Source organism: Corallococcus sp. CA054B (genome assembly GCF_003611625.1).
Classification (GTDB): Bacteria; Myxococcota; Myxococcia; order Myxococcales; family Myxococcaceae; genus Corallococcus; species Corallococcus coralloides.
This window is the reverse complement of sequence record NZ_RAVY01000151.1, coordinates 1-23,841: the sequence shown is the minus strand read 5'-3', so window position 1 is coordinate 23,841 and position 23,841 is coordinate 1. Positions and strand designations below refer to the sequence as shown.

Annotated in this window: 24 protein-coding genes and 1 pseudogene; 11 read left to right on the top strand and 14 right to left on the bottom strand. The window is 70.1% G+C overall.

Translation table 11 applies throughout. The annotated features are described in order from the left end of the window. The 3 genes from D7V80_RS29385 to D7V80_RS29375 all read left to right on the top strand — a co-directional run. Nucleotides 1-654 (top strand): lysophospholipid acyltransferase family protein (locus D7V80_RS29385; protein WP_233585817.1); only part of this gene is annotated, 654 nt, incomplete at its 5' end. Continuing rightward, nucleotides 651-1,511, top strand: a complete 861-nt coding sequence (locus D7V80_RS29380) for a MerR family transcriptional regulator (protein ID WP_120591310.1) — start codon at nucleotides 651-653, stop codon at nucleotides 1,509-1,511. The genes D7V80_RS29385 and D7V80_RS29380, both read left to right, overlap by 4 nt. Before the next feature lie 12 nt (nucleotides 1,512-1,523). Further along, nucleotides 1,524-2,426: a MerR family transcriptional regulator gene (locus tag D7V80_RS29375; protein ID WP_120591309.1), complete on the top strand. Its 903-nt coding sequence runs from the start codon at nucleotides 1,524-1,526 to the stop codon at nucleotides 2,424-2,426. A gap of 6 nt (nucleotides 2,427-2,432) precedes the next feature. Here the strand turns inward: D7V80_RS29375 and D7V80_RS43985 are convergent, their stop codons facing one another. The 8 genes from D7V80_RS43985 to D7V80_RS29335 all read right to left on the bottom strand — a co-directional run bounded on the left by D7V80_RS43985 (nucleotide 2,433) and on the right by D7V80_RS29335 (nucleotide 9,748). Beyond that, the gene (locus tag D7V80_RS43985; RefSeq protein WP_158616721.1) at nucleotides 2,433-2,735 is read right to left on the bottom strand and encodes a DUF2019 domain-containing protein; all 303 of its coding nucleotides are present in this window, start codon (nucleotides 2,733-2,735) and stop codon (nucleotides 2,433-2,435) included. Between the two features lie 57 nt (nucleotides 2,736-2,792). Then, entirely contained in the window at nucleotides 2,793-3,383 is a 591-nt protein-coding gene (locus tag D7V80_RS29365) for an imm11 family protein (RefSeq protein WP_120591307.1), read from the bottom strand. Nucleotide 3,384: 1 nt separating this feature from the next. Continuing rightward, nucleotides 3,385-4,689, bottom strand: coding sequence for an AHH domain-containing protein (locus tag D7V80_RS29360; RefSeq protein WP_120591306.1), 1,305 nt, complete (start codon nucleotides 4,687-4,689; stop codon nucleotides 3,385-3,387). A 36-nt stretch (nucleotides 4,690-4,725) separates the two neighbouring features. Next, complete coding sequence (locus D7V80_RS29355; RefSeq protein ID WP_120591305.1) at nucleotides 4,726-6,201, bottom strand: DUF2252 domain-containing protein; 1,476 nt, start codon at nucleotides 6,199-6,201, stop codon at nucleotides 4,726-4,728. Between the two features lie 123 nt (nucleotides 6,202-6,324). Continuing rightward, complete coding sequence (locus D7V80_RS29350) at nucleotides 6,325-7,200, bottom strand: alpha/beta fold hydrolase (RefSeq protein WP_120591304.1); 876 nt, start codon at nucleotides 7,198-7,200, stop codon at nucleotides 6,325-6,327. A 71-nt stretch (nucleotides 7,201-7,271) separates the two neighbouring features. Beyond that, entirely contained in the window at nucleotides 7,272-8,636 is a 1,365-nt protein-coding gene (locus tag D7V80_RS29345; RefSeq protein ID WP_120591303.1) for a cytochrome P450, read from the bottom strand. 157 nt (nucleotides 8,637-8,793) lie between these two features. Further along, the gene (locus D7V80_RS29340; RefSeq protein WP_120591302.1) at nucleotides 8,794-9,315 is read right to left on the bottom strand and encodes a hypothetical protein; all 522 of its coding nucleotides are present in this window, start codon (nucleotides 9,313-9,315) and stop codon (nucleotides 8,794-8,796) included. 34 nt (nucleotides 9,316-9,349) lie between these two features. Continuing rightward, the gene (locus D7V80_RS29335) at nucleotides 9,350-9,748 is read right to left on the bottom strand and encodes a hypothetical protein (RefSeq protein WP_120591301.1); all 399 of its coding nucleotides are present in this window, start codon (nucleotides 9,746-9,748) and stop codon (nucleotides 9,350-9,352) included. A gap of 111 nt (nucleotides 9,749-9,859) precedes the next feature. Between D7V80_RS29335 and D7V80_RS29330 the strand changes: the two genes are divergently transcribed. Continuing rightward, complete coding sequence (locus D7V80_RS29330) at nucleotides 9,860-11,773, top strand: propionate--CoA ligase (RefSeq protein WP_120591300.1); 1,914 nt, start codon at nucleotides 9,860-9,862, stop codon at nucleotides 11,771-11,773. A gap of 58 nt (nucleotides 11,774-11,831) precedes the next feature. Here the strand turns inward: D7V80_RS29330 and D7V80_RS29325 are convergent, their stop codons facing one another. Continuing rightward, nucleotides 11,832-13,622 carry a M4 family metallopeptidase gene (locus D7V80_RS29325; protein WP_120591299.1) on the bottom strand — a complete coding sequence of 597 codons (1,791 nt, stop codon included), beginning with the start codon at nucleotides 13,620-13,622 and terminating at the stop codon, nucleotides 11,832-11,834. Nucleotides 13,623-14,184: 562 nt separating this feature from the next. Then, nucleotides 14,185-14,427, bottom strand: a complete 243-nt coding sequence (locus D7V80_RS29320; protein WP_120591298.1) for a hypothetical protein — start codon at nucleotides 14,425-14,427, stop codon at nucleotides 14,185-14,187. Between the two features lie 29 nt (nucleotides 14,428-14,456). Here D7V80_RS29320 and D7V80_RS29315 point away from each other — a divergent pair, with 29 nt between their 5' ends. Continuing rightward, on the top strand, nucleotides 14,457-15,728 hold the full coding sequence (locus D7V80_RS29315; RefSeq protein ID WP_120591297.1) for a hypothetical protein: 1,272 nt from the start codon (nucleotides 14,457-14,459) through the stop codon (nucleotides 15,726-15,728). A gap of 10 nt (nucleotides 15,729-15,738) precedes the next feature. Here the strand turns inward: D7V80_RS29315 and D7V80_RS29310 are convergent, their stop codons facing one another. Then, nucleotides 15,739-16,377 carry a TetR/AcrR family transcriptional regulator gene (locus D7V80_RS29310; protein WP_233585816.1) on the bottom strand — a complete coding sequence of 213 codons (639 nt, stop codon included), beginning with the start codon at nucleotides 16,375-16,377 and terminating at the stop codon, nucleotides 15,739-15,741. Between the two features lie 128 nt (nucleotides 16,378-16,505). Here D7V80_RS29310 and D7V80_RS29305 point away from each other — a divergent pair, with 128 nt between their 5' ends. From D7V80_RS29305 to D7V80_RS29280, 5 genes are all read left to right on the top strand, one after another. Further along, on the top strand, nucleotides 16,506-17,162 hold the full coding sequence (locus tag D7V80_RS29305; protein ID WP_370452555.1) for a hemolysin III family protein: 657 nt from the start codon (nucleotides 16,506-16,508) through the stop codon (nucleotides 17,160-17,162). A 294-nt stretch (nucleotides 17,163-17,456) separates the two neighbouring features. After that, on the top strand, nucleotides 17,457-19,193 hold the full coding sequence (gene poxB, locus D7V80_RS29295; RefSeq protein WP_120591295.1) for a ubiquinone-dependent pyruvate dehydrogenase: 1,737 nt from the start codon (nucleotides 17,457-17,459) through the stop codon (nucleotides 19,191-19,193). 126 nt (nucleotides 19,194-19,319) lie between these two features. Continuing rightward, nucleotides 19,320-19,499: a hypothetical protein gene (locus tag D7V80_RS29290; protein ID WP_120591294.1), complete on the top strand. Its 180-nt coding sequence runs from the start codon at nucleotides 19,320-19,322 to the stop codon at nucleotides 19,497-19,499. Nucleotides 19,500-19,531: 32 nt separating this feature from the next. Next, the gene (locus D7V80_RS29285; RefSeq protein ID WP_120591293.1) at nucleotides 19,532-20,047 is read left to right on the top strand and encodes a hypothetical protein; all 516 of its coding nucleotides are present in this window, start codon (nucleotides 19,532-19,534) and stop codon (nucleotides 20,045-20,047) included. 84 nt (nucleotides 20,048-20,131) lie between these two features. After that, nucleotides 20,132-20,593, top strand: coding sequence for a DoxX family membrane protein (locus D7V80_RS29280; RefSeq protein ID WP_120591292.1), 462 nt, complete (start codon nucleotides 20,132-20,134; stop codon nucleotides 20,591-20,593). Here the strand turns inward: D7V80_RS29280 and D7V80_RS29275 are convergent. Both D7V80_RS29275 and D7V80_RS29265 read right to left on the bottom strand, forming a co-directional pair. Next, nucleotides 20,577-20,678, bottom strand: a pseudogene (locus tag D7V80_RS29275) (NAD(P)-dependent alcohol dehydrogenase); the annotation flags it as partial. The gene D7V80_RS29280 and the pseudogene D7V80_RS29275 overlap by 17 nt on opposite strands. 150 nt (nucleotides 20,679-20,828) lie before the next feature. After that, entirely contained in the window at nucleotides 20,829-22,307 is a 1,479-nt protein-coding gene (locus D7V80_RS29265; RefSeq protein WP_120591291.1) for a S28 family serine protease, read from the bottom strand. Between the two features lie 99 nt (nucleotides 22,308-22,406). Between D7V80_RS29265 and D7V80_RS29260 the strand changes: the two genes are divergently transcribed. Further along, entirely contained in the window at nucleotides 22,407-23,420 is a 1,014-nt protein-coding gene (locus D7V80_RS29260; RefSeq protein WP_120591313.1) for an NAD(P)-dependent alcohol dehydrogenase, read from the top strand. Here D7V80_RS29260 and D7V80_RS29255 read toward each other — a convergent pair. Continuing rightward, a partial coding sequence (locus D7V80_RS29255; RefSeq protein ID WP_370452554.1) for a TonB family protein occupies nucleotides 23,407-23,841 on the bottom strand: 435 nt, incomplete at its 5' end. The genes D7V80_RS29260 and D7V80_RS29255 overlap by 14 nt on opposite strands.

Sequence of the window (23,841 nt, the reverse complement as noted above, 5' to 3'; positions counted from 1 at the left end):
CCCTTCGGGTGGGCGGTGGACCGGTACATCGGGTGGAAGGTCCGCTCGACGTTCCGGGGCCTGTGGGTGCGCGGCGCGCTGCCCGTTGACGGCGTGGGCCGGCTCGTCTACCTGAACCACTCCAACTGGTGGGACGGCTTCGTGCTGCACCAGCTCTGCCAGGCGGCGAACTGGGACGGGTACTGCCTCATGGACGAGGACAACCTGCGCCGCTACCCCTTCCACACGAAGATGGGCGCCTTCAGCATCCGCAAGCAGGACGCGATGTCGTCCCTGTCCTCGCTGCGGTACGCGAAGGAATTGCTGCGCAAGCCGCGCGCGGCCGTGTGTGTCTTTCCGGAAGGCGAGCACCGGCCCTTCGGCGTCCACCCGCTGAAGCTGGAGCGCGGCGTGGAGTTGCTGGCCCGCGCGGCGAAGGCGGAGTGCGTGCCCATCGCCATCCGCTACGCCTTCTTCGAGCACGAGCGGCCGGACGTGTTGCTGGAGGTGGGCGAGGTCCACGAGGCCGGGCCGCTGGAGCGCTTCCAGAGCGGGTTGGAGGCGGTGGTACGGCGGGTGTCCGAGGCCACGAGCCTGGAGGGCTTCACGCAGAAGGTGTCGGGGGCGAAAGGCGTGGCGGAGCGCTGGGACCGCGCGCGAGGCCTGGGCCCATGAGCCTGCGCATCCGCACCATCGCCCGGCTCACCGGCATCCGCGAGGCCACGCTGCGCGCCTGGGAGCGCCGCCATGGCTTTCCGCGCCCGGAGCGCAGTGAGAACAACTACCGCGTCTATTCACGCGACGAGGTGGAGGCCGTCCGCCGGGTGGCGAAGCTGATGGAGGAGGGCCTCTCGGTGAGCGAGGCCATCGCCCAGGTGCGCGACGAGCCCCGGACGGCCGTCCCGCCGGAAGCGCGGCACCTGGAGCGCTTCTGGGCGGCGGTGATGGTGCTGGATTCGGAAGCAGCGGACGCGGCGCTGTCCGCGGCCCAGGTGGGGCTGGGCGCGACCACGTATTGCGACACGGTCCTCGTTCCGCTGCTGCGCGAGATGGCCTCGCGCCTGGACGTGGCGCGCGAGCACATGGCGTCCGCGCTGGTGCGGCAGCGGCTGCGCATGCTGCTGGCGGGGATGGAGCGCGTGGGCGACGGGCCCCGGGGACTCCTGGCGTGTCCGGCGAGGGATCACCACGAGGGTGGGTTGCTCGCGCTGGGCGTGCACCTGAAGGCGCGGGGCTGGCGGGTGACGCTGCTGGGGGCGGACACGCCCACGGAGGCGTTGCAGGGGGCGTGCATGCAGGTGCGCCCGGACCTGGTGGCGCTGTCGTTCATCCGCCGCCGGGATGCGGACGACTTCGTCGCGGTGTTGTCCGGAGCGATGCATGCGTGCGCGCCCGCGCCGGTGGTGGTAGGCGGGCCTGGAGCGAGGGAGCACCTGAAGACGTTGTTCACCCTGGGCGCGCAGTACGCGGAGTCCGCGGAGGAGCTCATCGCCGTCTGGCAGCAGGCGCGAAACGCGCAGAACCGACCGTGAAGCACGCACACCATGGCTGAGCGCACCTATCGCATCCACATCGCCGCGGAGCTGTCGGGGGTCCGGGTGGAGCTCATCCGGGCCTGGGAGCGCCGCTACGGGGTGCTCGAGCCGGAGCGCACGCCCGCGGGCTACCGCGTCTACACCGACCGCGACGTTGTCCTGCTCAAGCGGCTCAAGGCGCTGACGGACGAGGGGGTGGCTATCAGCGAGGCGGCGAAGCTGCTGCCCCAGCTGCGCGCGGAGCTGGACGCGGTGCCTTCCCCGCCCGTTGAGCGCCCCGAGGCGAGAACCGGCTCGCAGCCGGAGACATGGCGCGCGGCGGTGCTGGCGGCGGCCGAGGCGTATGACCAGCCCCGCGTGGCGCGCGTCCTGGACGAGGTGCTGACGGCGCTACCGCCCTTGAAGGCCTTCGAGGACGTGCTGGTGCCTGTGCAGCGCGAGGTGGGCGATCGCTGGCATGCGGGCACCCTCACGGTGGCGCAGGAGCACCTGGTGACGCAGGTGGTGCGCGAGCGGCTGGTGAGCCTGCTGCACGGTGCACCCCGGGGCGGACGCAAGCACGCGGTGTTGGCGTGCTTCCCGGAGGAGGAGCACGAGATTGGCTTGTTGGGCGCGGCGCTGAGGCTGCGCCACGCGGGCATGCGGGTGACGCTGTTGGGGCAGCGCGTGCCGGCGGAAGGGCTGGGCGAGACGGTGGCTCGGGCAAAGCCAGACGTGGTGGGCCTGTCGGCGGTGACGAACCGGGGCGCCACGGTGTTCGAGGACGTGCTCAAACGCATCCAGGCCGCGCTGCCCAAGGGTCTGCCCCTCTGGGTGGGAGGCCCCGCCGCCCAGGCGCATGCGGACGTCTGTGAACGCCTGGGCGTGAGGTTCTTCGCTCACGAGGACGACTGGACGCGGATGGCGGGCTGAGCGGTTCTACTCTTCCAGGGGAAGGGTTCCGTTCTTCCACGCATCAAGGGTCATGGACGCACTCACACTCAGCAGCGTCGGCGGCGGCTCCGCCAACAGGGCAAGCGCACGTTCTGCCTCGCTGGGAGCGAAGCCCAGGGCGGCCGTCGCGGCCCAATACCGCGTCCCTGGCTCCGGATCGGTCAGCAATACCAGCAGGCACTTCTCCGCATCGGGCCCGCGGGTACGCAGCTCTTTCCTGACGGCTGCCGCGAGAAGAAGGTTTCGCCGAACCCATCTCGTTCTTGAACCGCTGACTGTGGCCGTCAAGGGACGGGCATTCTCAAGAGAAAAGCACTTCAGGCCCTTTGGCCCGTAGAGCGCCTCTCACTCAGGGGCGCTTTGCGGCCCCGTCACGCGGTTGAAGAACACGCCCGTGTTACCGACGCTCTCAATCCCCTCCTTGATCTCCTCGGAGACAATCAAGGCCAGCTCCCACCCCATGGGGCGGAAGACACGCGCATCTTCAATTTTCGAAGTGTCGATACGCAGGCCAGAGATTGAGCGGTACTCGCCTAGCCGCTCGGGTACAGCCCCGTCCGGAGGATATATCTGGACCTCGCGACAGTTGGCTTCGTCAATGCACTTGAAGTGCCGGGTCGCGTTGACGACGTAGTACCGCTCTGGCGTCCCCTCAATCTCTATCGGGAACAACTGCACGTCGTCAGGCGCAAGTTCCCGGAAGACGTTCGCGACCTGCTCATTCGCAATGGGCGTGCGGTCTGCATTGGCTACCGAAAACGTTCGCTTCACATCAACGTGAAAGGGGACTGTCTTGAGAGGTCCCGGGTCCATCACAGGTCTCCCTTCCACGAACATCCACGGGTCATCCAGCGCGCCACCACCCACGGGGACGGGTGTATCAAGGCCCCACTGCGCTACATTCCCAATCTCCACTGCGTAGAACTCTCGCGCCATTTCAGCCTCCACCCACCACGACCAGTCGCCTCAAATCCGTGCCAGTCGTAAGAAGATCCCCTGCAATCCTCGCCAGTTCCTCAATCAGGCGGACCCGGCAGCTCTCCTCTGACTTGCATCGACCCAACGCTTTCTCCAGTCGGTCGAGAACAGCCTGATGGTATTCGCGTGGGTGCGGCCCCTGATGGGCTTTCAGACGTACCTGGTTCGCGACGTCCTCCAGCTTCATCCCGGCCCGGGCAAATAGCCTTGCACACTGCGGCGTCCAAGGCCCTCCGGACACAGCGGAGACCAGGTTCTTGTTCGTGCAGATGTGGTGAACCGGCCCTTCGACGTCACCTGGAATCTGGCCGTTCGAGTACATCGCGAGAGCAGCCGCTGCCCCAGGCGCCAACGCGACGTTGAGCACACCCGCAGCGGGCAGCGCGATGGAAGTCACACCCCCGCTTAGCGCTGCCCCGAGTGGGAACCCCGCCTCGGCCTGTCCCCGGAGCGCGGCTTGGGGGAAGCCCGGGAGCTTGGGGCCCTGGGCAGCCATCGCGTTCTTCCCGCCCAGCGCCGCCGTGACGAGCAGCACCAGGACTCGCGTGCCATTCGTGCCGAGCACCTTTCCGAACCGGTGACCGATGTCCTGCAATTCGATGACGCTCGTTGCCGTCCCCGCGTCGTCCCAAAGCCGGACGAAGCCCCGGCCCATCTCCCAGACCGGCACGATGCCCAGGTAGGCCACCATGGCGGCCGTCAGCGCCACGGCGATGAACTTGGTGACAGGCTCGGGCAGCGTCATGGTGAGAAGCACGCTCAGCGCGGCGGACGTCACCATGGCTTTGAGCGCGGCCGGGTTCAGCAGCTTGCCAACTTCTGCCTCGACGCTCTCCCACACACTGTCGAGGGCGAAGGACAAGGCCATGAGCGCCCGGTCCTTGCGCGAGAACGTCAGCCCCGTTCCTCCCACCAGGGTCAGGCAGTCATCCGCATCGGGGCAGAGGCGCGCGTACAAGGACTCAGGCGAGCTTCGCGAGCCGGAATCCGTGAGTCCCTCCGAGGAGGCGAGCAGCGTCCTGGACCGCACCCACCCTCGCGCATCCGCCGCTTCCGTCTCACGGAACGCAACGTCCATGCGCATGTCCAGGATGAGCTGCGTGAGGGCGGACCTGAACGCGTCCTCGCTCACCTGGACCGGGGCAACCTCCACCGGCTCGTGGATGACCCGCGGTCCGCTCCCGGTATCGATATGGACAACGCGGCGGGTCGCACACCCCGTCGCGAGCAGCAGCAACAGTGTGACGGCTCCGGCCAGCCTCATGGCGCTCCCAAGAACAGGAAGCGCGGCATCCTGACCTCAGTGCGTCAGCGCTTCCAGTGCCTTCGCCTGCGCGTCGATGAAGTGCCCGTAGTCCGACTCCACCTGATCCGAATAGGCGCAGGCGAACTCCGTGACGGCTTCATCGAAGTGGTCCTTGGTGCCAAGGTATCCGGCAATGAGCGCGGCGTCGCCAGTGCGCGCGTGGGCGCGGGCCAGGGTGGCCCCACAGGCGTCCGCGTAGTCCTGGAACACCGGCGCGTCCATCTTCTCCGCGTCCAGCGCCCCCTTCATGTCGCGCAGCTGGCGCACGTAGAACGCGCCCATGCCCTCCACCTCCGTCCAACCGAGGAACAGGTCGGAGAAGGCCTGCATGCGCCGCTGGCCCACCACCACGCGCTCGCCCGCGCTGTGGAACTCGCTGGGGCCCAGGTAGGGCTCCAGCACGGAGGCCTTCGCTTCCTTGAGCTGCAACACCAGCGGGTCCTCCCCGCCGTTGCCTTCGCACAGCACGACGTAGGCCTGCAGCCCCACGCTGCCCACGCCCACGACCTTGAAGCCCCACTCCTTGCGCCGGTAGCGCAGGCACAGGTCGCGCACCGCGCCGTCCAGTGATTCGAGGTAGCCCACCGTGAGCCGCTTGATGCGCCGCTCCAGCTCCGCGGGCGTCACGTCCATCTTCACCGCGCTGAGCGGGAAGAGCAGGGGCGGCTGGTAGGCCAGGTGCCGCTGGCCGTTGCGCTCCACGGTCAGCTTCTCCACCGCGTGCGCGCTGGTGTGGCGCTTCGCCTTCTCCACCGCCTGCGCGGCGAGCTTCGCGGTGTCGTCGGAGTCGGATTTCTTCAGCTCCTTCGCGTCCACGTGGAGCGACCAGACCTCCAGGAGGCTCCGGGTCGTCAATTCGCGCATCGTGAGCCGGTAGGACTCCACGGCCTTGCGCGCGGCCTTCTTGCCGCAGCGGGCGCCCAGGCCGTTCTGCTTCGCGGCCACGACGAAGCTCGCGGCCAGGCGCTTCACGTCCCATTCGAAGGGGCCGGGCAGCGTCTCGTCGAAGTCGTTGAGGTCGAAGATGAGGTTGCGCTCGGGCGTGCCGAACAGGCCGAAGTTGGCCAGGTGCGCGTCGCCGCAAATCTGACTGCGCAGGCCGCTGTGCGGCGTGTGGGCCAGGTCGCGCGCCATGACGAAGGGCGTGCCGCGCAGGAAGGCGAACGGAGACTCCGACATGCGCTCATGGCGCACGGGCACCAGCCACGGCAGCCGCGTGGCGTCGGACTCCTTGAGCTGCGTGAGCGGAGCGCGCCCCCGGAAGGGCTTCCATGCCGCGTGGCTGCTCCGGGGACAGCGCTTGCGCAGGGCGCGGCCCGCGTCCATGCGCTCCTCCACGGAGCGGAAGTCCACGGCCTGTAGCCGTGAAGGCTTCAGCTTCCGGGGCGTGCGCCGCGTGCGCTGCTGTTTCTGGTTGGATACGAGGGGAACCTTCGCGGCTCCCAGTTCGGATGTGCCGTCCGCATCCATGGGGTGTGTGACTCCTCACCCCAAAGGTGGGGCCGGCCCCTGGAAACGGGAAGCGTCCAGGGCCGGAAAGTCCTCTGCCCCCTGGGAACATGGGCGAATGGAGTGTTCACCCGTGGGCGCGCTTCAGGTCGCGGCGGCCAGCAGGTCCCGGAGGATGTCCCGTGCGCGCGTCCACAGCAGCGAGCCGCCCTCGTCCGGCAGGAAGTGGCGGACCGCGCGGGGAAAGCGCGTGGCGAGCAGCGCGCCTCCATCCGGTGAGTGCACCGGGCTGGTGTCGCGCCCGCCGTACCAGAGCCGCACGGGCACGGTGATGGCTTCGGGCGGGACGGGCCACCGGCCCATGGCCAGGGTGAGGTCGCGCGCGTAGCCGCTGGCGCCTTGCGCGAAGCCCTCGCGCAGCGCCTGGCGATACGCGGACGCGAAGGCGGGCTCGCGGTAGAGGGCGCGGTCCTCCGGTCCGCTCATGCCGTCGACGAGCGCCCACATGCCGTCCGCGTCCGCTCGCGCCGCGAAGCCTGCCTCGAAGCCCTCGCGGTCCGACTCGATGGCGGCGACCATGCCCGCGACCTGCGCAGGGAGCAGGGCCCGGGTCGCGGGGTGGGCGAGCTCGTCCTGGCCCGCCACGAGCGCCAATGCGGACACCTGGCCTGCTCCGGCCAGGGCCACCGCGAACGGAGCGCCCTGGGAGAAGCCCACCACTGCGGGCCGCGACAGGCCCGTGGCCTCCAGCACCGCCGCGACGTCCGCCGTCCAGCGGGAGAAGTCCTTGAGCGGATCCGGCTGGGAGAGGCCCAGCCCCGCCCGGTCCACGCAGAGCAGCCGCACTCCCAGCTCGCGCACCGCCTCCGCGCCAAAGCCCAGCGAGCTGCTCGTCGCCGCGCCGGTGCAGAAGAGGACCGGCACGCCGTCGGGCGCACCCCACTCCGTCCATCCCACCCGCTGTCCGGGCTCACGCTCCAGGTGGTGACTGCGCTCCGGTGCCGTCAGTGCAAGCGTCATGGGCGCAAGCCTGGGAAACACCGGGCATGGCGTCCAGCGGATTCCCGCGGCGCGAAGGCCCGGAGCGCCGGTCACTCCTGGCGAGACGCCCTCCTCGCCGTGAGCGGGATGCCGTGCTTCGGGCGCAGGGTGATGGCGGGGAGGACCTCCGGCGCGGGCCCTGGCTCGGCTTCGAAGTGGAAGCGCTGGAGCACCGTGGCCAGCACCAGGCGGATCACCATCAGCGCGGAGCCCGCGCCAATGCAGAGCCTGGGCCCTCCACCAAAGGGACAGTAAGCGAAGCGCGGGATGCGCCGCTCCAGCCCGTCCGCCCAGCGCTCGGGACGGAAGGCCTCCGGCTCCGGGAAATGGCTCGCGTCCCGGTGCAGCGCCCACTGGGACCACGCGACCACCGTCCCGGCGGGCACGAGGACGCCGTCCATCCGGTCGTCCTGCTCCGCCACCCGGCTCATGCCCCACGCGGGCGGATACAGACGCAGCGACTCCTTCACCACCTGCTCGCAGTACGGCAGCGACGGCAGGTCCGCCACCGTGGGCTCGCGGCCTCCCAGCACCGTGGCCAGCTCCCGCCGCAGCGCTGCTTGCGCGTCGGGATGGCGCGCCAGCAAATACAGACTGAGCGCCAGCGCGGCGGCGGTCGTCTCATGCCCGGCGATCATCAACGTCAGACATTCGTCGCGCAGCTGCGCGTCCGTCAGGTGTTCGCCGTCCTCGGCCTGCGCCTCCAGCATCAGGCCCAGCAGGTCCTCTCCAGGGCCGCCCTGCCTCCTTCGGCGCTCCACCACGTCGTCCACCACGGCGTGCAGGGCGCGCAGGCCCGTCCTGAACCGCCGCTGCCCCGGCGTGGGCACCCAGGCGGGCAGCGAGATGGGCGTGTCGAAGAGGTGCTGGGCGTGCAGCATCACCGCCTCCATGGCCCGTCCCAGCTCCCGCGCCTGCGCGGAGAGGTTCGCGCCGAAGAGCGTCTCCGCCACCACGTCCAACGTCAGCGCCATCATCTCCGGGTACGCGTCGAAGGATGCTCCCTCCCGCCGTGACGCCATCCAGGTGTTCGCGGCCTTCACCGCCACGCTCCCGTGCGCGGTCAGCAGGTTCTTGTGGAAGGCCGGCTGCATCATCCTCCGCCGCCGCATCCAGAAATCGCCGTGGCTGGTGAACAGGCCGTGGCCCACCACCGCCTCCAGGGCGCGCTTCTGGAAGGCGTCCTTCGGGTAGTTGCGGAAGTTCTTCACCAGCACGTGCTCGATGGCCTCCGACGTGTTGAGCAGGTAGATGTCCGTCCCCACGAAGCGGGTCCGCAGCACCGCGCCCCGGTCCGCGTAGCGCAGGAAGAAGCCCAGCGGATCCTTCCGGTACTCCAGCCCCTGTCCCAGCCACGGCAGCCCCGAGGGAAGCCGGGGCGGAAGGACCGCGGAGTCGGAAGGTGCGGCGTGCATGCGGCGGCTCCTGGGCGGGCGCAAAAGACCTTCCCGAGCGCGCGAGTGTATCCGAGCCGGTCCGGTGGAGGCCCAACGGTGACGGCGCACGCTCCAAACCCAGCCACGTGCCCTGGCGGGTTGCCAGGGGACGGGGCGTGTGGCTCGCCAGGGCGCGCTACCGCTCGTCGCCCGGCACGGGCCGGAGCTGTCCGCTGTTGATGGCCAGGGACAGGCGCTGCTCCATGGCCTCGCGCTCGTCGCGGGTTACCGCGCGGAGGGCCTGGTGGAAGCGCTGTTGATCCGCTTCCGTCCAGCGGCCTCGCGTGACGGCGTCCGCCAGGACCCACTGGCTCTGACGGGACGCCTCTACCTGTTCGGGCGTGGGGGCGGGGCGTGCCTCCTCCTCGGGCTCCGTGGGTGGAGGAGCCTCCAGGGGCTGCCGGGTCGCGAGCACGGCGAGTTGTTCGCGGATGAGCCGCAGCTCCTCGCGGGAGTCCTGCGGCTGCATCACCACGGACGCGGGCGCGGGGCGGGACTGCACGAGGGGGAGAAGCCGGGCGAGCTGTGCATCCAGCTTCGCGTCCAGCATCCGCTCCACCCGCGACTCCAGGGTGGCGAAGGTCAGCGCCACGCCCCCGGTGATGCCGAGCGCGATGCCCGGGACCTGTGACATGAGTGTCTGGAGGAAGGTCTTCATCGAAGGCTCCGGGGGCGTGACGCAAGCAGCGGGACTACGGCGCCTTCGGCTCCAGGTGCGAACCCTTGAGCACATCGATGGTCTGACAGATGCCAGCCGCGTCCCAGGAGAAATAGATGTAGGCCGAGTCGTTGGCGGACTGGACGCTGCGCACGAGCGCCGGCGAGGACGAGTAGCAGGACACGTTGCCGCTCGCCGCGTTGTTGGCGAAGCACCGCACCGACTCACCGGCGGTCGTGTCCGCGAAGGTGCGGCAATAGATGTTCTGGATGGTGTCCGCGCTGTTGCGCGCCGTGCCCATCGCGCCGTACGCCGTGCGGGAGGTCGTGTTGATGGTCACGAAGAACTGCGTCTTCGACCCGGCATAGGCCACGGGCACGGCCAGCAGGGCCAGCGCAGCGGACATCCCCAACGTCTGCGTGAAACGCTTCATGGTGTGGACTCCTTCAGTGAAACGGCTGAAGGGGTTACGCCGGGGTCCGCGATTATTCCCGCGCGGCTTTCCGGTATCGTCCGGACACATCCCCTTCGCAGGAGCGTCCGCATGGGCAGCTATCTGGACTTCTACCGCCGCTCCATTGAAGCGCCGGAGGCGTTCTGGGCGGAGCAGGCACGGCTCATCGACTGGGAGCGGCCCTTCGACGCGGTGCTGGATGCCTCCCGGCCGCCCTTCGCGCGCTGGTTCGTCGGCGGGCGTACCAACCTGTGCCACAACGCCGTGGACCGGCACCTGGCCACCCGCGCGGACCAGCCGGCGCTCGTCTTCGAGTCCACCGAGACGGACCAGCGCCGCCAGTACACCTATGCGCAGCTCCACGCGGAGGTGAACCGGACGGCGGCCATGCTGCGCTGGCTGGGCGTGAAGCGCGGGGACCGCGTCATCGTCTACATGCCCATGGTGCCGGAGGCCGTCTTCGTGCTGCTCGCCTGCGCGCGGCTGGGCGCCATCCACTCGGTGGTGTTCGGCGGCTTCGCGGCGCACAGCCTGGCCATGCGCATCGACGACGCGAAGCCCGTCCTGCTGGTGACGGCGGACGCGGGCATGCGCGCGGGCCGGGTCGTCGCCTACAAGCCGCTGGTGGATGAGGCCCTCACGCTCGCGAAGCACCCGCCCGCGCGCGTGCTGGTGCTGGACCGGGGGCTCGCTCCCAACAGTCCCGTCACGCCGGAGCGCGACGTGGACTTCGCCTCGCTGGGCCGCGAGCACGAGGGCGCCCGGGTGCCGGTGGAGTGGATGGAGTCCTCAGAGCCCAGCTACATCCTCTACACGTCCGGCACCACCGGGAAGCCCAAGGGCGTGCAGCGCGACACGGGCGGCTACGCGGTGGCGCTGGCCTCGTCCATGCGCCACATCTACACGGGCCAGCCCGGCGAGGTGATGTTCACCGCCTCCGACATCGGCTGGGTGGTGGGGCACTCGTACATCGTCTATGGCCCGCTGCTGAATGGCATGACGACGGTGCTCTACGAAGGCCTGCCCATCCGGCCGGACGCGGCCGTCTGGTGGCGGCTCATCGAGCAGTACCGGGTGAGCGTGATGTTCACGTCGCCCACGGCCATCCGCATCCTGAAGAAGCAGGACGCGGCGTTCCTGAAGCGCCACGACACGTCCAGCCTGCGCTACCTGTTCCTCGCGGGCGAGCCGCTGGATGCGCCCACGCACGCGTGGATTTCAGACGCGCTGCCGTCCACGCGGGTGCTGGACAACTACTGGCAGACGGAGACGGGCTGGCCCATCCTCGGGCCCGTCCCCGGGGTGGAGCCGCGCAAGCGCAAGCTGGGCTCACCGGGCGCGGCCATCTACGGCTATCGCGTGAAGCTGGTGGACGGGCTGAGCGGCGAAGAGGTGACGGCGGCGGACCAGAAGGGCGTGCTGGTGATTCAACCGCCGCTGCCTCCGGGCTGCCTGTCCACGGTGTGGGGCGACGACGCGCGCTTCGTCTCCACGTACTTCTCGAGCTTCGACACGCCCCTCTACAACACCTTCGACTGGGCCACGCGCGACGCGGACGGGGACTACTTCATCCTGGGCCGCACGGACGACGTCATCAACGTGGCGGGCCACCGCCTGGGCACGCGTGAGATTGAAGAGGCCATCAGCGGCCACCCGGCCATCGCGGAGGTGGCGGTGGTGGGCGTGAAGGACGAGCTCAAGGGCCAGGTGGTGATGGCCTTCGCCGTGCCCAAGGACCCCGCGCGCCTGCAACGCGAGGGGGACCGGGACGCCCTCTCGCGCGAGGTGATGGACACGGTGGGCCGGACGCTGGGCGCCGTGGCCCGCCCCGCGGCGGTGTACGTGGTGGCGAACCTGCCCAAGACGCGCTCCGGGAAGCTGCTCCGCCGCGGCATCCAGGCAGTGGCGGAGGAGCGCGAGCCGGGCGACCTCACCACCATCGAGGATCCTGGCGCGCTGGAGGGCATCCAGGCCGCGCTCAAGGCGCGGCCCCCGAAGGCTTGAGGCGAAAGGAACAGCCCGGCGCGGCCCCCAGGGCCGTGGAGGCCGCGCCGGCATGCAACTACTGCCCGGAGCTCACCGTGAAGGTGGCGCCGGAGAAGGCGCTGTAGCCGCGGATGAGCACGTAGTACGTGCCCGACTGCGCGCCGTTGATGGTGCAGGTCTCGTCGTTGCTGGCGCCCGCGGAGCGGCAGTCGTAGCTGGTGGTCGTGGGCGCGCTGCCGAACTTCACGTAGAGGTCCGCGTCACCCGTGCCGCCCGCCAGCGCGAAGCGCATCGCGGTGGCGCCGGACGGCTTCACGTAGCTCAGGTGGGTGTTGCTGTTGCGGGCGCCGGCCACGTTGGTGAGCGTGGTGACGGTCGTCCACACCGGCGGCGCGGCCACGCCCACGGCGCTCCAGGCCTCGTTGACGGAGGTGACGGCGCTGGCGCCGTACAGGTCCGCGGCCGCCTGCGCGGTGGCGCCGCGCGCGTCGGCGAAGGTGCTGCCCGGCGTCAGGTAGACGGTGTTCGCGCGGTAGAAGATGGCCGCGCCCTTCATGATGCTGGCGTAGGCGTTGGCGTCGAGCGCGGGCACCACGTTGCTCGTCTTGCCGCGCGGGTGCGTGCCGCCGCTGACCATCAGGTGGAACGCCAGGTTCGCGATGCCGGAGTTCCAGTGCACGCCGCCGCTGTCCGACGTGCCGGTGTAGCGCGTGGGGTAGTAGTCGTAGTCCCCCGCGATGGCCGGGTCGTTCATGTAGCGCAAGGCGTCGCCCGGCGTGGCCGGCGTCCAGCACTCCTCGCCAATCTTCCAGGTGTTGGCGGTGACGGTGCCGTCCCGGTACGCCTCGATGGCGGCGCCGAAGACGTCGGACATGGCCTCGTTCAGCGCGCCGGACTCGTTGGCGTAGATGAGCTCCGAGGACGTGTCCGTGACGGCGTGGGTCAGCTCGTGGCCCACCACGTCCAGCACCGTGAGCGCGCTGGACTGCGAGCCGTCACCGTCGCCGTAGACCATCTGCGTCCCGTTCCAGAACGCGTTCACGTAGTTCTTGCTGTAGTGGACGCTGGAGGTGAGCGCGGTGCCCAGCCCGTCGTAGCTGTCCCGGCCGAACACGTTGGCGTAGAAGTCATACGTGAAGCCCGCGTTGTCGTGGGCCTGGTCCAGCACCGCGTCGCCCGAGGCGCCCTGGCCCTCGCCGCGCACCAGCGTCCCGGGCAGCGTGGTGCGGTTCTTCGCCGTATAGGTCTTCCGGTTGCGGCTGGTCTGGAGGTTGTCGAAACCCCAGACGGAGTCACCGGTGCGCGCGTCGATGAAGACGTTCGGCATGGAGGGCAGGCCGTCCACGTCCACCGTCTCCAGCTGCACGCGCCACGTCAGGCGGGTGTCCTTGCTGTCGGCGAGGATCTGCAGGTCCGCGCGGGGCGCGCCCGTGACGACGCCGCCCGTGGCCTCCACCCCGGCCACGGCGCGCTGGATGGCCTCCTGGGCCCGCAGCCGGGGCGTGGTGTCCACCTTGAGGTCGCGCACGAGCTTGTCCGTCACGCCCGCGACCGCGCCGTTCGCGTCCAGGTGGACGATGGCCGCCGCGCCAAAGACAGGCACGCCCTGGAACGTCTGCGTGAGGCGCTCATGCGCCTGGCCGCGCCCGTCCACGTGGAAGCGCCGCGAGGTCAGCTCGCCCGCTCCCTTGAGGAAGCCGGGGCGCTGCGCCTGGAGCTGGCGAAGGCCGTCGCCACGCACGGGCTTCGCGGCCAGCGCGCGGGTCTGCGCTTCCGTCTGGGAAGTGTTTTCAGCGGTGTCGGTGGGACCACAGGCGCTTCCCAGCAGCAGGAAGGACGCGAGCGAGGCGTAGTGACGGATGCGCATGGGGGACTCCGGTTCGCGCGAGGGGCGCTTTCCAGGGGGTGTGCTTTCACCCGGAAAAGAAATTTCCTGGGCAATTCAGGAGACTCGGGGACTCGTGAAACGGCCACGGCCGTGACCTGGAGGGCCTGTTCAACGCACGGGATGTCTGGGTAAGACACGCTCCTTTCGCACGCTGATTCCGGGGCCCGTCCGGACGTCTCGCAGGGGGGAAATGCATGTCATTGTCCGTCAGGGGTCTTGCCGTCCTCGCGGTGCTCGCCTTCGTGGCGCCCGCGTGCAACGACGCATCCGTCGCCGCCGTGGATGTCTTCACCTCGCTCCAGTTGGAGACGCCGGATGAGAACGTGGCCTCCGTCCGGCTCACCGTCTCCGGCCCGGACATGGCGGCGCGGACCGTCACGCTGACGAAGGAGGCGGGCCGCTGGGCCGGGGTCCTGCGCGCGGTGCCCGCGGGGGCGGGGTACACCTTCGTGGGCGCGGCGCTGGATGGCTCGGGCGCGCGGCTCCACGAGGCCACGGTGTCGGACGTGGCGCTGACGGAAGAGGCCGGGTCCGCCGCCGTCTACCTGTTGCTCCAGTCGCCCCAGCCGGCCTCGGACGTGCCCGTGGTCACCTCGCTCGTGGCGTCCCCTGGGGACCTGACCGTGGGCAAGGCCGTGTCGCTGACCGCCACCGTGCGCGGCGCCGCGAACGGGGGCACGCCCGTCGCCGCCTGGACCTCCGCCAACGGCGACTTCTCCGACTCCGGCGCGCTCCAGACCCGCTGGACGAACTCGCGGGTCGCGGATGTGGCGTTGACCCTCACGCTGACGCAAGCGGGGGGGGCCGTCTGGCGTGCTCACCGTGAAGCTGCCCATCCACAACGAGAAGCCCCTGTCGGAGGTCCTCTTCAACATGTGGCCGTACGTGCGCTTCGCGCAGTCCACTCCGGAGGCGAGCGTGGGCGAAGGGGTTGCGCTGGCGGTGACGTCCGTGGACCCGGAGGGCGAAACGCTGACGTATGCCTGGGAGGCCGGCTGCGTGGGCGTGTTCGAGGACATCACGGCGGCCACGACGCGCTTCACGCCCACGGCGCAACCGTCGGTGGGGGACTGCAAGCCCTGCGACCTCACCGTCACGGTCACCGACCCGCATGGCGGCCGGGCGCGGGAGACGGTGTCGACGTGCGTGAAGCCCGGGCCCGGGCTGCTGCCGGTGCTCGCGGAGGGGAACGGTCACTTCCTGGTCATCCGCCCGGGCGGCACCGTCTGGGCGTGGGGCAACAACATCCTGGGACAGCTGGGGACGGGCTCCACCGCCACCTCCGAGTCCATCCCCGCGCAGGTGCCGGGCCTCACCGACATCGTCGCCGTGTCCGCGGGCAACGGGTACTCGCTGGCGCTGCGTTCGGACGGCATGCTCTTCGGCTGGGGCGACAACACCTCCGGCCAGCTGGCGAGCGAAGACCGCGGGACGACTCGCCGCACGCCCGTCGTGGTGGAGGGCCTTCCCCGGATCGCGTCCATCGCCACCATGAACGTCTATTCCCTGGGGCTGGGCGTGGATGGCACGGTCTGGAACTGGGGCAATGGCAGGACCCTCCCTTCTCGGGTGGACGTGCCGCCAGGCATCTCCGCGGTCGCCGCCGAGTACACGCATGGCGTAGCCCTGCATGAGACGGGGACGGTCTTCACCTGGAGCACCAGCCTCAGCGCAGGGGCCACGGCTCCCACGCGCATCGACTCCCTCTCCGACGTCGTCGCCATCGCCTCCGGGATGGGCTCGAGCCTGGCGCTGGGCGCGGATGGAACGGTCTACACCTGGGGAGGGGGTGTCGAGCCGGGCTCCCTCTCGTTGCCCCAACGCGTTCCCGGGCTGTCGCGCGTGGCGGCCATCGGCGGTGGGGGCTCGTTCAATAGCCTGTCCACGGCCCTGCTTGACGATGGGAGCCTCTACACCTGGTTCTTCTATTTCCCGAACCCCCAGCGCGTGGCCTCCCTGCCCGCGATGAACCGCCTGGGCCAGAGCAGCTGTCTTGCCCAGGACGCGGACGGGGCCGTCTTCTCCTGGTGCACCGCGGACGGGGCGGTGCGCCAGGTGCTCCCCGGCTCCCCGTCCAAGCCGTAGCCGGAGCCCTTCAGCCGCGGCGCTTCGGCTCGCGCTTCGCGCCGGGGGCGGCAGGGTCCTTGGGCAGGTGTCTCAAGCCCATCCACCCGAGCGCCGCGACATGGCGGGCCACGTTCTCCGTGGAGAAGGCCTTGCCCTCCGCGGCCCACCAGTGGCCCACCTGCGTCACCATGCCCACCAGCGCGTTGGCGTAGATGGGCGCCACCTTGGGCGGGTAGCCGGCGCGCTCGAACTCGGTGCGAAAGACGTCGCTTACGCGCTGGGCCAGGTCGTCGATGACGCGCGTCAGTCCGCGCCGCGTCGCCGCCGTGGGCGAGTCCCGCGTGAGCACCGCGAAGCCCGCCGGCTCCTCCTTCACGTAGGCCATGAACGCCAGCACCGCGTCCTCGAAGCGCTGGCGGGGCGTGCCCTGCGCGATGCTCGCGGACACGCGCGCCACCAGGTCCTCCAGCTCCCGGTCCACGATGGCCGCGTACAGCCCCTCCTTCGCGCCGAAGTGCTCGTAGACGATGGGTTTGGACACGCCCGCCTGCTGGGCGACCTCTTCAATCGAGGTCGCCTCGTAGCCCTTCGAGGCGAAGACCGACCGGCCGATCTCCATCAGTTGGATCCGGCGTTCCGCACCCGTGAGCCGTTGTTTCTTCTTCAAGTTGACCTCGAACCTACCCGTCGGTAACTTACCGGACCGAAACCTACCATCCCGTAGGGAAGGCGTGGAGTCGCCACCGTCATGAAATGCTTCGTTCCGAAGGGTGTCGAGTCCTCCATGGGGCGCGCGTGAGCGCGGCGATGCCGGGCATGGAGAAGCCGAAGCTTCGGGGGGTGCTGCACCAGTGGGCGGCGGCGTTCGCGGTGGGGGCGGGGGTGGTGCTGGTGGCGATGGCACCCACGCCGCGCACGGCGGTGGCGTCCGCGCTGTACGCGCTGAGCCTGGTGGGGCTGTTCACCATCAGCGCGACGTACCACCGGGTGAACTGGTCGCCGAAGGCCCGCGCGTGGATGCGCCGGGCGGACCACGCGGCCATCTTCCTGCTCATCGCGGGGACGTACACGCCGGTCATCCTGCTGGGGCTGCCTCCCGAGGTGGGCAACCCGCTGATGGCGTGGCTCTACGCGGGGGCGCTCCTGGGCATCCTCCAGTCGCTGTTCTGGGTGGGCGCGCCCAAGTGGGTGACGGCGGCGCTGGCCATCGGGGTGGGGTGGACGATGATGCCGTACTTCGGCGACGTCTTCCGCGCGGTGGGGCCTTCCGCCATCGTGCTCATCATCGCCGGCGGGCTGGCGTACACGCTGGGCGCGCTCGCGTATGCCTTCAAGCGGCCCAACCCCCGGCCCGGCGTCTTCGGCTATCACGAAGTGTTCCACGCGATGACGCTGGTGGGCGCGGGGCTGCACTTCGTGCTGGTGCTGCGCCTGGTGCGCGCGGCGGGGTAGGGCGCCGCTCTCTTCAGCGCCCCGCGACGGCGAGCCCTCGCCCTCACGAAGTACCTCCCCAGTGATCATCCCGAAGCCTTCGTCGACGTGGAACTGCCGGACCCCACGCCCGGTCCCGGAGACCTGCGGGTGCGCGTACGCGCCGTGTCCGTGAACCCGGTGGGCAAGATCGTGCTCAACGGCTTCCCCTGAGCGCTCCCCCTCCCGCACCGGGCAGCCAGCCTTGCTTGGGGCCCGGCCGCACGGCCGGTCGCAGACCAGCGGGACGGTGCACATCTTCGCCCGGGGTGGACCATGAAGAAGACGGTGGCGGACCAGTTCGTGGAGGTCCTCGCGCTCGCGGGGGTGAAGCGCATCTATGGCGTGGTGGGTGACAGCCTGAACGCCCTCACGGACTCGCTGCGCCGCCGGGGTGACATCGAATGGGTGCCCATGCGCAACGAGGAGGCCGCCGCCTTCGCCGCGGGCGCGGAGGCGCACCTCACCGGGCAGCTCGCCGTGTGCGCGGGGAGCTGCGGCCCCGGCAACCTGCACCTCATCAACGGCCTGTATGACTGCCACCGCAGCCGGGCGCCGGTGCTGGCCATCGCCGCGCAGATTCCCTCCGTGGAGCTGGGCACCGGCTACTTCCAGGAGACCCATCCGGAGTCGCTCTTCAAGGAGTGCAGCCACTACTGCGAGCTGGTCTCCGGACCCAACCAGATGCAGCGCACCGCGGAGATCGCCGTCCGCAGCGCGGTGGGCAAGGGCGGCGTGGCCGTGGTGGTGCTCCCCGGCGACATCGCCATGCTGAAGGCGGAGGACGCGCGCGCCCCCACGCCGGAGTCGCTGCGCGCATCGCCGTCCCAGCTGATGCCGTCTTCCGCGCAGGTGGAGCAGCTGGCCGCGCTGCTCAATCGCGGCGGGCGCGTGACGCTGCTGTGCGGCGCGGGCTGCGAGGGCGCGGGCCCGCAGGTGGTGGAGCTGGCGAAGCGCCTCCAGGCGCCCGTCGTCTCCGCGCTCCGGGGCAAGGAGTTCGTGGAGAAGGACAACCCCCACTTCGTGGGGCTCACGGGGCTCATCGGCTACGCGTCCGGATACTGGGCGATGATCGACTGCGACGTGCTCCTGATGCTGGGCACGGACTTCCCCTACCGGCAGTTCTACCCGGACAGCGCCGATACGCGGATCATCCAGGTGGACGTGCGCGCGGAGAACATCGGCAAGCGCACGCGGGTGGACCTGGGCGTGGTGGGCAGCGTGTCCGCCACCGTCCAGGCGCTCCTGCCCCGCATCGAAGCGAAGCGCGACACGAAGCACCTGGAGCGCGCGCTCGTGCACTACCGCAAGACGCGCGAGGAGCTGGATGCGCTGGGGCAGGGCACGGTGGGCAGGAGGCCCATCCACCCGCCTCAGGTGGCCCGCGCGTTCGACCTCCAGGCGTCGGATGACGCCATCTTCACCTGTGACGTGGGCCTGCCCACGGTGTGGGCCGCGCGCTACGCGACCATGCGGGGCGGGCGGCGGCTGGTGGGCTCCTTCAACCACGGCTCCATGGCGAGCGCCCTCGCGCAGGCCATTGGCGCGCAGAAGGCCTTCCCGGACCGGCAGGTCATCGCCTTCTCCGGTGACGGCGGCTTCACGATGTTGATGGGGGACTTCATCGGCCTGGTGCAGCTGGGGCTGCCCATCAAGGTCGTGGTGTTCAACAACAGCTCCCTGGGCTTCGTGGCCATGGAGCAGCAGGTGGGCGGCATGCTCGACGTGGGCACGTCACTCCAGAACCCGAACTTCGCCGCGCTGGCGGAGGCCGTGGGCATCAAGGGCCTGCGCGTGGAGGACCCGGGGCAGGTGGATGAGGCCGTCCAGCTGGCGCTCGCGACGCCCGGGCCCGTGCTGGTGGACGCCGTGGTCAGCAAGGCGGAGCTGGTGATGCCACCGCGCATCACCGCGGCCATGGCCGCGGGCTTCACCCTGTTCGGCATCAAGGCCCTGCTCAACGGCCGCACCAACGAGGTGCTGGAGTTGGCGCGCACCAACCTCTGGCGCTGAAACCCCTGGCATTTCCAGCGGTTGGGCAGGGCCGGAGGAAAATCAGCAGGGCCGCGAATCCATTCGCCCCGTGGCCGCCTCTTATCTCGCGAATGGGGATTTTCCCCGCCGCACGAGGCAGGTTCCATGGGCTCGACTCCGACTCCCGACGCGCTGTTGCTCGCGGCCCACGCCGGTGACCGGGACGCGATGGTGCACCTGCTGCAACTCCGCGAGCTGGCCGAACGCCTGTCGCTGGACCCGGCGGCGGTGAAGAGCCGCCTGCACCGCGCCCGCGTGATGATCCGCGAATACCTGCTGGCCTGAAGCTCAATCCCTCTCACCTCTGGAGTCCTGTCATGGCGAACCCCCTGTCCGTCCTGGGCATCATCCACACGCTCGTGAGCGTGCCTCCTCTCGTCTTCGGCGTCTGGGCCCTCGTGCGGGACGGGCGCATCGACCCGGGGACGCGCGTCGGCAAGGCGTACGTCGCCAGCATGGTGACGTCGGTGGTGACGTCCTTTGGCCTGTCCAGCACGGGCGGCTTCAACCCGGGCCACGCGCTGGGGCTCGTGGCGCTGCTGCTCATGGCGGTGGGCGCGGCGGCGCCGGGCCTGGGCGTGTTCGGCCGCGCCACGGAGTACGTGCGGACCCTCACGTACTCGGCCAGCTTCATGGTGCTGCTGTTGCCGGGCATCAACGAGACGCTGACCCGGCTGCCCGCGGACAAGCCCCTGGCGGACAGCCCGCGGTCCCCCGTGGTGCAGGCGGCCCTGGCGGCGCTGCTGGGCCTGTTCCTCTGCGGCGCCGCGTACCAGGTGCTGCGGCTGCGCGCGCGGAAGTACGACCATGTAGGTGGGCTGTCGCACCGATAGAAACGTGAGGGGCATGTCGATTCGTGGGGGCCTGAATCGACGTGGAGTAGAAGGCCCGCGATTTTCACCTGAACGGAGCACGCCATGGACGCCACCCTCTCCTCCACCCCCGGGGTGGACGCCTCCCCCAAGAAGAAGTCGTTCGCCCGCTTCCTGCCGGCGGTGGCCCGCGTGTTCATGGGGTTGGTGTTCTTCGTCTTCGGGCTGAACGGGTTCCTGGAGTTCATCCCCGTGCCCAAGGACCTGGACCCGGCGGACCCGGCGGTGGCGTTTGGTATGGCGATGAAGGCGACGGGCTTCCTGTTCGCGCTGGTGAAGGGCACGGAGACGGTGGTGGGCCTGTTGCTGCTGGCCAACCGCTTCGTCCCGCTGGCGCTGGCGCTCATCGCCCCGGTCATCGTGAACATCTTCCTGACGCACGCCTTCCTGGCGCCGTCGGGCCTGGGCATGGCGGTGATGCTCCTGGCGGCCGAAATCTTCCTGGCCTGGTCCTACCGGGCGGCGTACCGCCCGATGCTCGCCATGAAGGTCAACCCAGGCTCTTGAGGTCCATGACGAAGCGGTACTTCACGTCGCCCTTCTCCAGCCGCGTGAACGCTTCGTTGATGCCCTGGATGGGAATCCGCTCGATTGAGCCCACCATCGTGCCGCGCCTGAAGCGCGGCACCCTGAAGCTCGTCCTGGAGCCCTGCGCGGCGTGGATGGCCGCGCCCAGGTGTCCCCCGCGTTCCGCGCCTTCCTGGACGTGGCCCGCGAGGTGACGGCCGAACGGCCCTGAAGGTCAGTCGCGCGGCGGGCCGCGGCGGCGGTCCACCACGCCCGTGGTGACGGGCTCCCCCGAGGACTTCGCGCTCCGGGCCCGCAGGCTCATCTCCGCGGTGCTCTGGGCGGGCAGCCCCGCCCAGGTGCGCAGCCGCTCCAGCGCCACGGCCTGGTCCGCTTCCGGCAGGCGCGTGATGCTGGCGCCGTGGTTGCCGCCCGGCTCGTAGAACCGGTACGAGTCATTGCGCGCGCTCACGCTGAACGCGCCCGTGGACCAGGGGTCGTTCTCTCCGTAGACGAGCAGGATGCGCTCGCCGAACGCCTTCACCCAGCCCTCCACGAGCGGCATGGCGAGCGGGTTGAAGGGGTACGGCCTCATGTCGAAGGGCACGAGCGCCCGCGGGTCGTAGCCGCGCGGGTAGCGCTGGACGCCGCGCAGGTGGCCCTCCTCGGAGGCGTAGCTGCCCAGCTGCGTGGCGGCCTGGAATTCATAGGCCGCGTAGTAGTCCAGGCCGCCGTCGCTCATGTACGAGAGGCCGACCACCTGGTCCAGGAAGCCCACCAGCGCCTCCGCGGGCGCGCCCGGCTGGGGAATCGAAGCGCACAGCGACGCGTCGCCGTACTGCCAGAAGGCGAAGGCGACCTCGAGCGTGCTGAACTCCAGCGCCTTGTCCACGCCCAGGAAGTCGTAGGTGCTGCCGTAATTCGCCGCGCCCGTCGCCTGGAAGACGGGCTCCGTCTCCGCGCGCCGCGCCAGCACCTCGCGCTGGAAGTTCCGGATGTCCTCACGGCACTCGGGCGTGCCCAGCTTGCTCAGGAACTTCACGTAGCGCGGGTCCTGCGTGCCGTAGCTGTTGGGGGCCACGTAGGCCACCGTGGCGTCCACGTCGCGCGGGAAGAAGGCCCGGTGGTAGAGCGACGTCATGCCGCCCTTGCTGGCGCCGGTGCTGATCCACTTGCCGGGGAAGAGCGGCTTGAAGGCCTGGACGATGCGGTGGTGGTCCGCCGCCGCCTGCTCGATGCTGAGCAGCCGCCAGTCCGCGGGCTGCGGCCGGGACGGCTCGAAGAAGCGGTGCTCCACCAGCAGCTGGTTGCCCTGCAGGAGGAAGGTGGGCTCCATCTGGAAGGAGGACGTGCTGATGCCATACCCCGTGCTGGCCAGCACCATGGGCGCCTCCGCGCTCCGGTAGCGAAGCGTCATCCGCTGCTGGAAGCGCGTGCCGTTCGGACGCAGGTGGTCCGCGGGCTGGTCATAGGTCAGCACGAAGAGCCGCACGCCCGGCGCGGGCGCCGGCCGCTCCTGCACCACCGTGAGGCCGGGGATGGCCTGGAGCTGAGCCAGGATGTCCGGCGCCGCGTCCTGCGTCAGGGATTGCGCCTGGACCTCCGGCGCGCTCGGGGTGATGGACTCGGGGGGAAGCTCGCTGCCGCCACAGGCCTGGAGCCCCAGTGCCAGCGCGCACGCCAGCACCGCGGGACGACCGAAGAAACGTGACATGGGTAAAGCCCTCCTTGGGCGAAAGACAGAACGAACATGCCGTTCATGTATTTCCAGAAGAAGGACTTCCCAGGTGCCGTGGACGTAAGGTCTGGCTTCATGAACGTCTACGAGATTCGCGGTGCCTTCGGCCTGGACAACCTGGTGCGCGCGGAGCGGCCGGACCCCGTGCCCGGACCCTTCCAGGTGCGCGTGCGCGTGAAGGCCACGAGCCTCAACTCGCGCGACCTGATGATGGTGGAGGGCCGCTACAACCCGCGCCAGAAGCTGCCGCTGGTGCCCAACTCGGACGGCGCGGGCGTGGTGGACGCGGTGGGGCCGGGCGTCACCCGCGTGAAGGTCGGCGACCGGGTGATGACGCTGTTCGCGCAGGGCTGGCAGTCCGGTGAGCCGACCAAGGCCATCACCGCCACCACGCTGGGCGGGCCGCTGGATGGCGCGCTCGCGGACACGATGCTCCTGCACGAGGACGGCGTGGTGCCCACGCCCGCGTACCTGTCCGACGAGGAGGCCGCCACGCTGCCGTGCGCGGCGGTGACGGCGTGGAGCGCGCTCGTCACGCAGGGGGGGCTCAAGGCCGGGGACACGGTGCTGGTCCAGGGCACGGGCGGCGTGTCCATCTTCGCGCTGCAGATTGCCCGGCTGTTCGGCGCGCACGTCATCGTCACGTCCAGCCGCGATGACAAGCTGGAGCGGGCCCTGAAGCTGGGCGCGCACGAGGGCATCAACTACGTCTCCACGCCGGACTGGGAGAAGGCGGCGCGCACGCTCACCGGAGGCGTGGGCGTGGACCACGTGGTGGAGGTGGGCGGCTCGGGGACGTTCGAGAAGTCACTCAAGGCGCTGCGCGTGGGCGGCACCGTGTCCGTCATCGGCGTGCTGTCCGGCGGGGCGGGCACCGTGTCGCTCGTCCCCATCCTGATGCAGAACCTGCGCGTGCAGGGCGTGTTCGTGGGGCACCGTCAGTCCTTCGAGGCGCTGACGCGCGCGTTCACGCTCCAGGACGTCCACCCGGTGGTGGACCGCGTGTTCCCCTTCGCGGAAGCGCGCGCCGCCTTCGAGCACATGAAGCAGGGCGCGCACTTCGGGAAGATCGTCATCAAGGTGAGCTGACCCACGCGAAGTGGAAGTGGGCCTCCACCGTGGCCGTGGAGGTGCTCTTGGGCAGGGGCGGGAAGGGCGCCGCCTTCTTCACCGCGGCGAGCGCGGCGGCGTCCCACGCCTTGGCGCCGGACTCGGTGAGGATGGCGGCGGAGACCAGCTTGCCGTCCTTGTCGAGCACGGCCTGGACGATGGTCTTCTTGCCCAGGGCCGGCGTGCCCTTGGGGCCCGGCTGCTTCCAGGCCTTCGCCACGCGCTGGAAGGCCTGCTGCTGGTAGGTGGGGCTGTCCACCGAGCCCTGGAAGTAGGTCTGGAGCTGCGGACTGCCGCTCGCGGCCAGGGCCCCGGAAGCGAGGGCCAGCGCGAGCACCACCACGGCGGTTTTCGGGATGCGGAGCATGGGCCCAATATAGGGCCCGCTCAGGTCCTCGGC

Coding starts and splice junctions, on each gene's coding strand:
- D7V80_RS29345 (WP_120591303.1), bottom strand. CDS start 8,636: ATGCACGCCGCACCTTCCGACTCCGCGGTCCTTCCGCCCCGGCTTCCC.
- D7V80_RS29360 (WP_120591306.1), bottom strand. CDS start 4,689: ATGAGGCTGGCCGGAGCCGTCACACTGTTGCTGCTGCTCGCGACGGGG.
- D7V80_RS29330 (WP_120591300.1), top strand. CDS start 9,860: ATGGGCAGCTATCTGGACTTCTACCGCCGCTCCATTGAAGCGCCGGAG.
- D7V80_RS29375 (WP_120591309.1), top strand. CDS start 1,524: ATGGCTGAGCGCACCTATCGCATCCACATCGCCGCGGAGCTGTCGGGG.
- D7V80_RS29335 (WP_120591301.1), bottom strand. CDS start 9,748: ATGAAGCGTTTCACGCAGACGTTGGGGATGTCCGCTGCGCTGGCCCTG.
- D7V80_RS29350 (WP_120591304.1), bottom strand. CDS start 7,200: ATGACGCTTGCACTGACGGCACCGGAGCGCAGTCACCACCTGGAGCGT.
- D7V80_RS29265 (WP_120591291.1), bottom strand. CDS start 22,307: ATGTCACGTTTCTTCGGTCGTCCCGCGGTGCTGGCGTGCGCGCTGGCA.
- D7V80_RS29285 (WP_120591293.1), top strand. CDS start 19,532: ATGGCGAACCCCCTGTCCGTCCTGGGCATCATCCACACGCTCGTGAGC.
- D7V80_RS29340 (WP_120591302.1), bottom strand. CDS start 9,315: ATGAAGACCTTCCTCCAGACACTCATGTCACAGGTCCCGGGCATCGCG.
- D7V80_RS29325 (WP_120591299.1), bottom strand. CDS start 13,622: ATGCGCATCCGTCACTACGCCTCGCTCGCGTCCTTCCTGCTGCTGGGA.
- poxB (WP_120591295.1), top strand. CDS start 17,457: ATGAAGAAGACGGTGGCGGACCAGTTCGTGGAGGTCCTCGCGCTCGCG.
- D7V80_RS29365 (WP_120591307.1), bottom strand. CDS start 3,383: ATGGCGCGAGAGTTCTACGCAGTGGAGATTGGGAATGTAGCGCAGTGG.
- D7V80_RS29280 (WP_120591292.1), top strand. CDS start 20,132: ATGGACGCCACCCTCTCCTCCACCCCCGGGGTGGACGCCTCCCCCAAG.
- D7V80_RS29355 (WP_120591305.1), bottom strand. CDS start 6,201: ATGGATGCGGACGGCACATCCGAACTGGGAGCCGCGAAGGTTCCCCTC.
- D7V80_RS29290 (WP_120591294.1), top strand. CDS start 19,320: ATGGGCTCGACTCCGACTCCCGACGCGCTGTTGCTCGCGGCCCACGCC.
- D7V80_RS29380 (WP_120591310.1), top strand. CDS start 651: ATGAGCCTGCGCATCCGCACCATCGCCCGGCTCACCGGCATCCGCGAG.
- D7V80_RS29260 (WP_120591313.1), top strand. CDS start 22,407: ATGAACGTCTACGAGATTCGCGGTGCCTTCGGCCTGGACAACCTGGTG.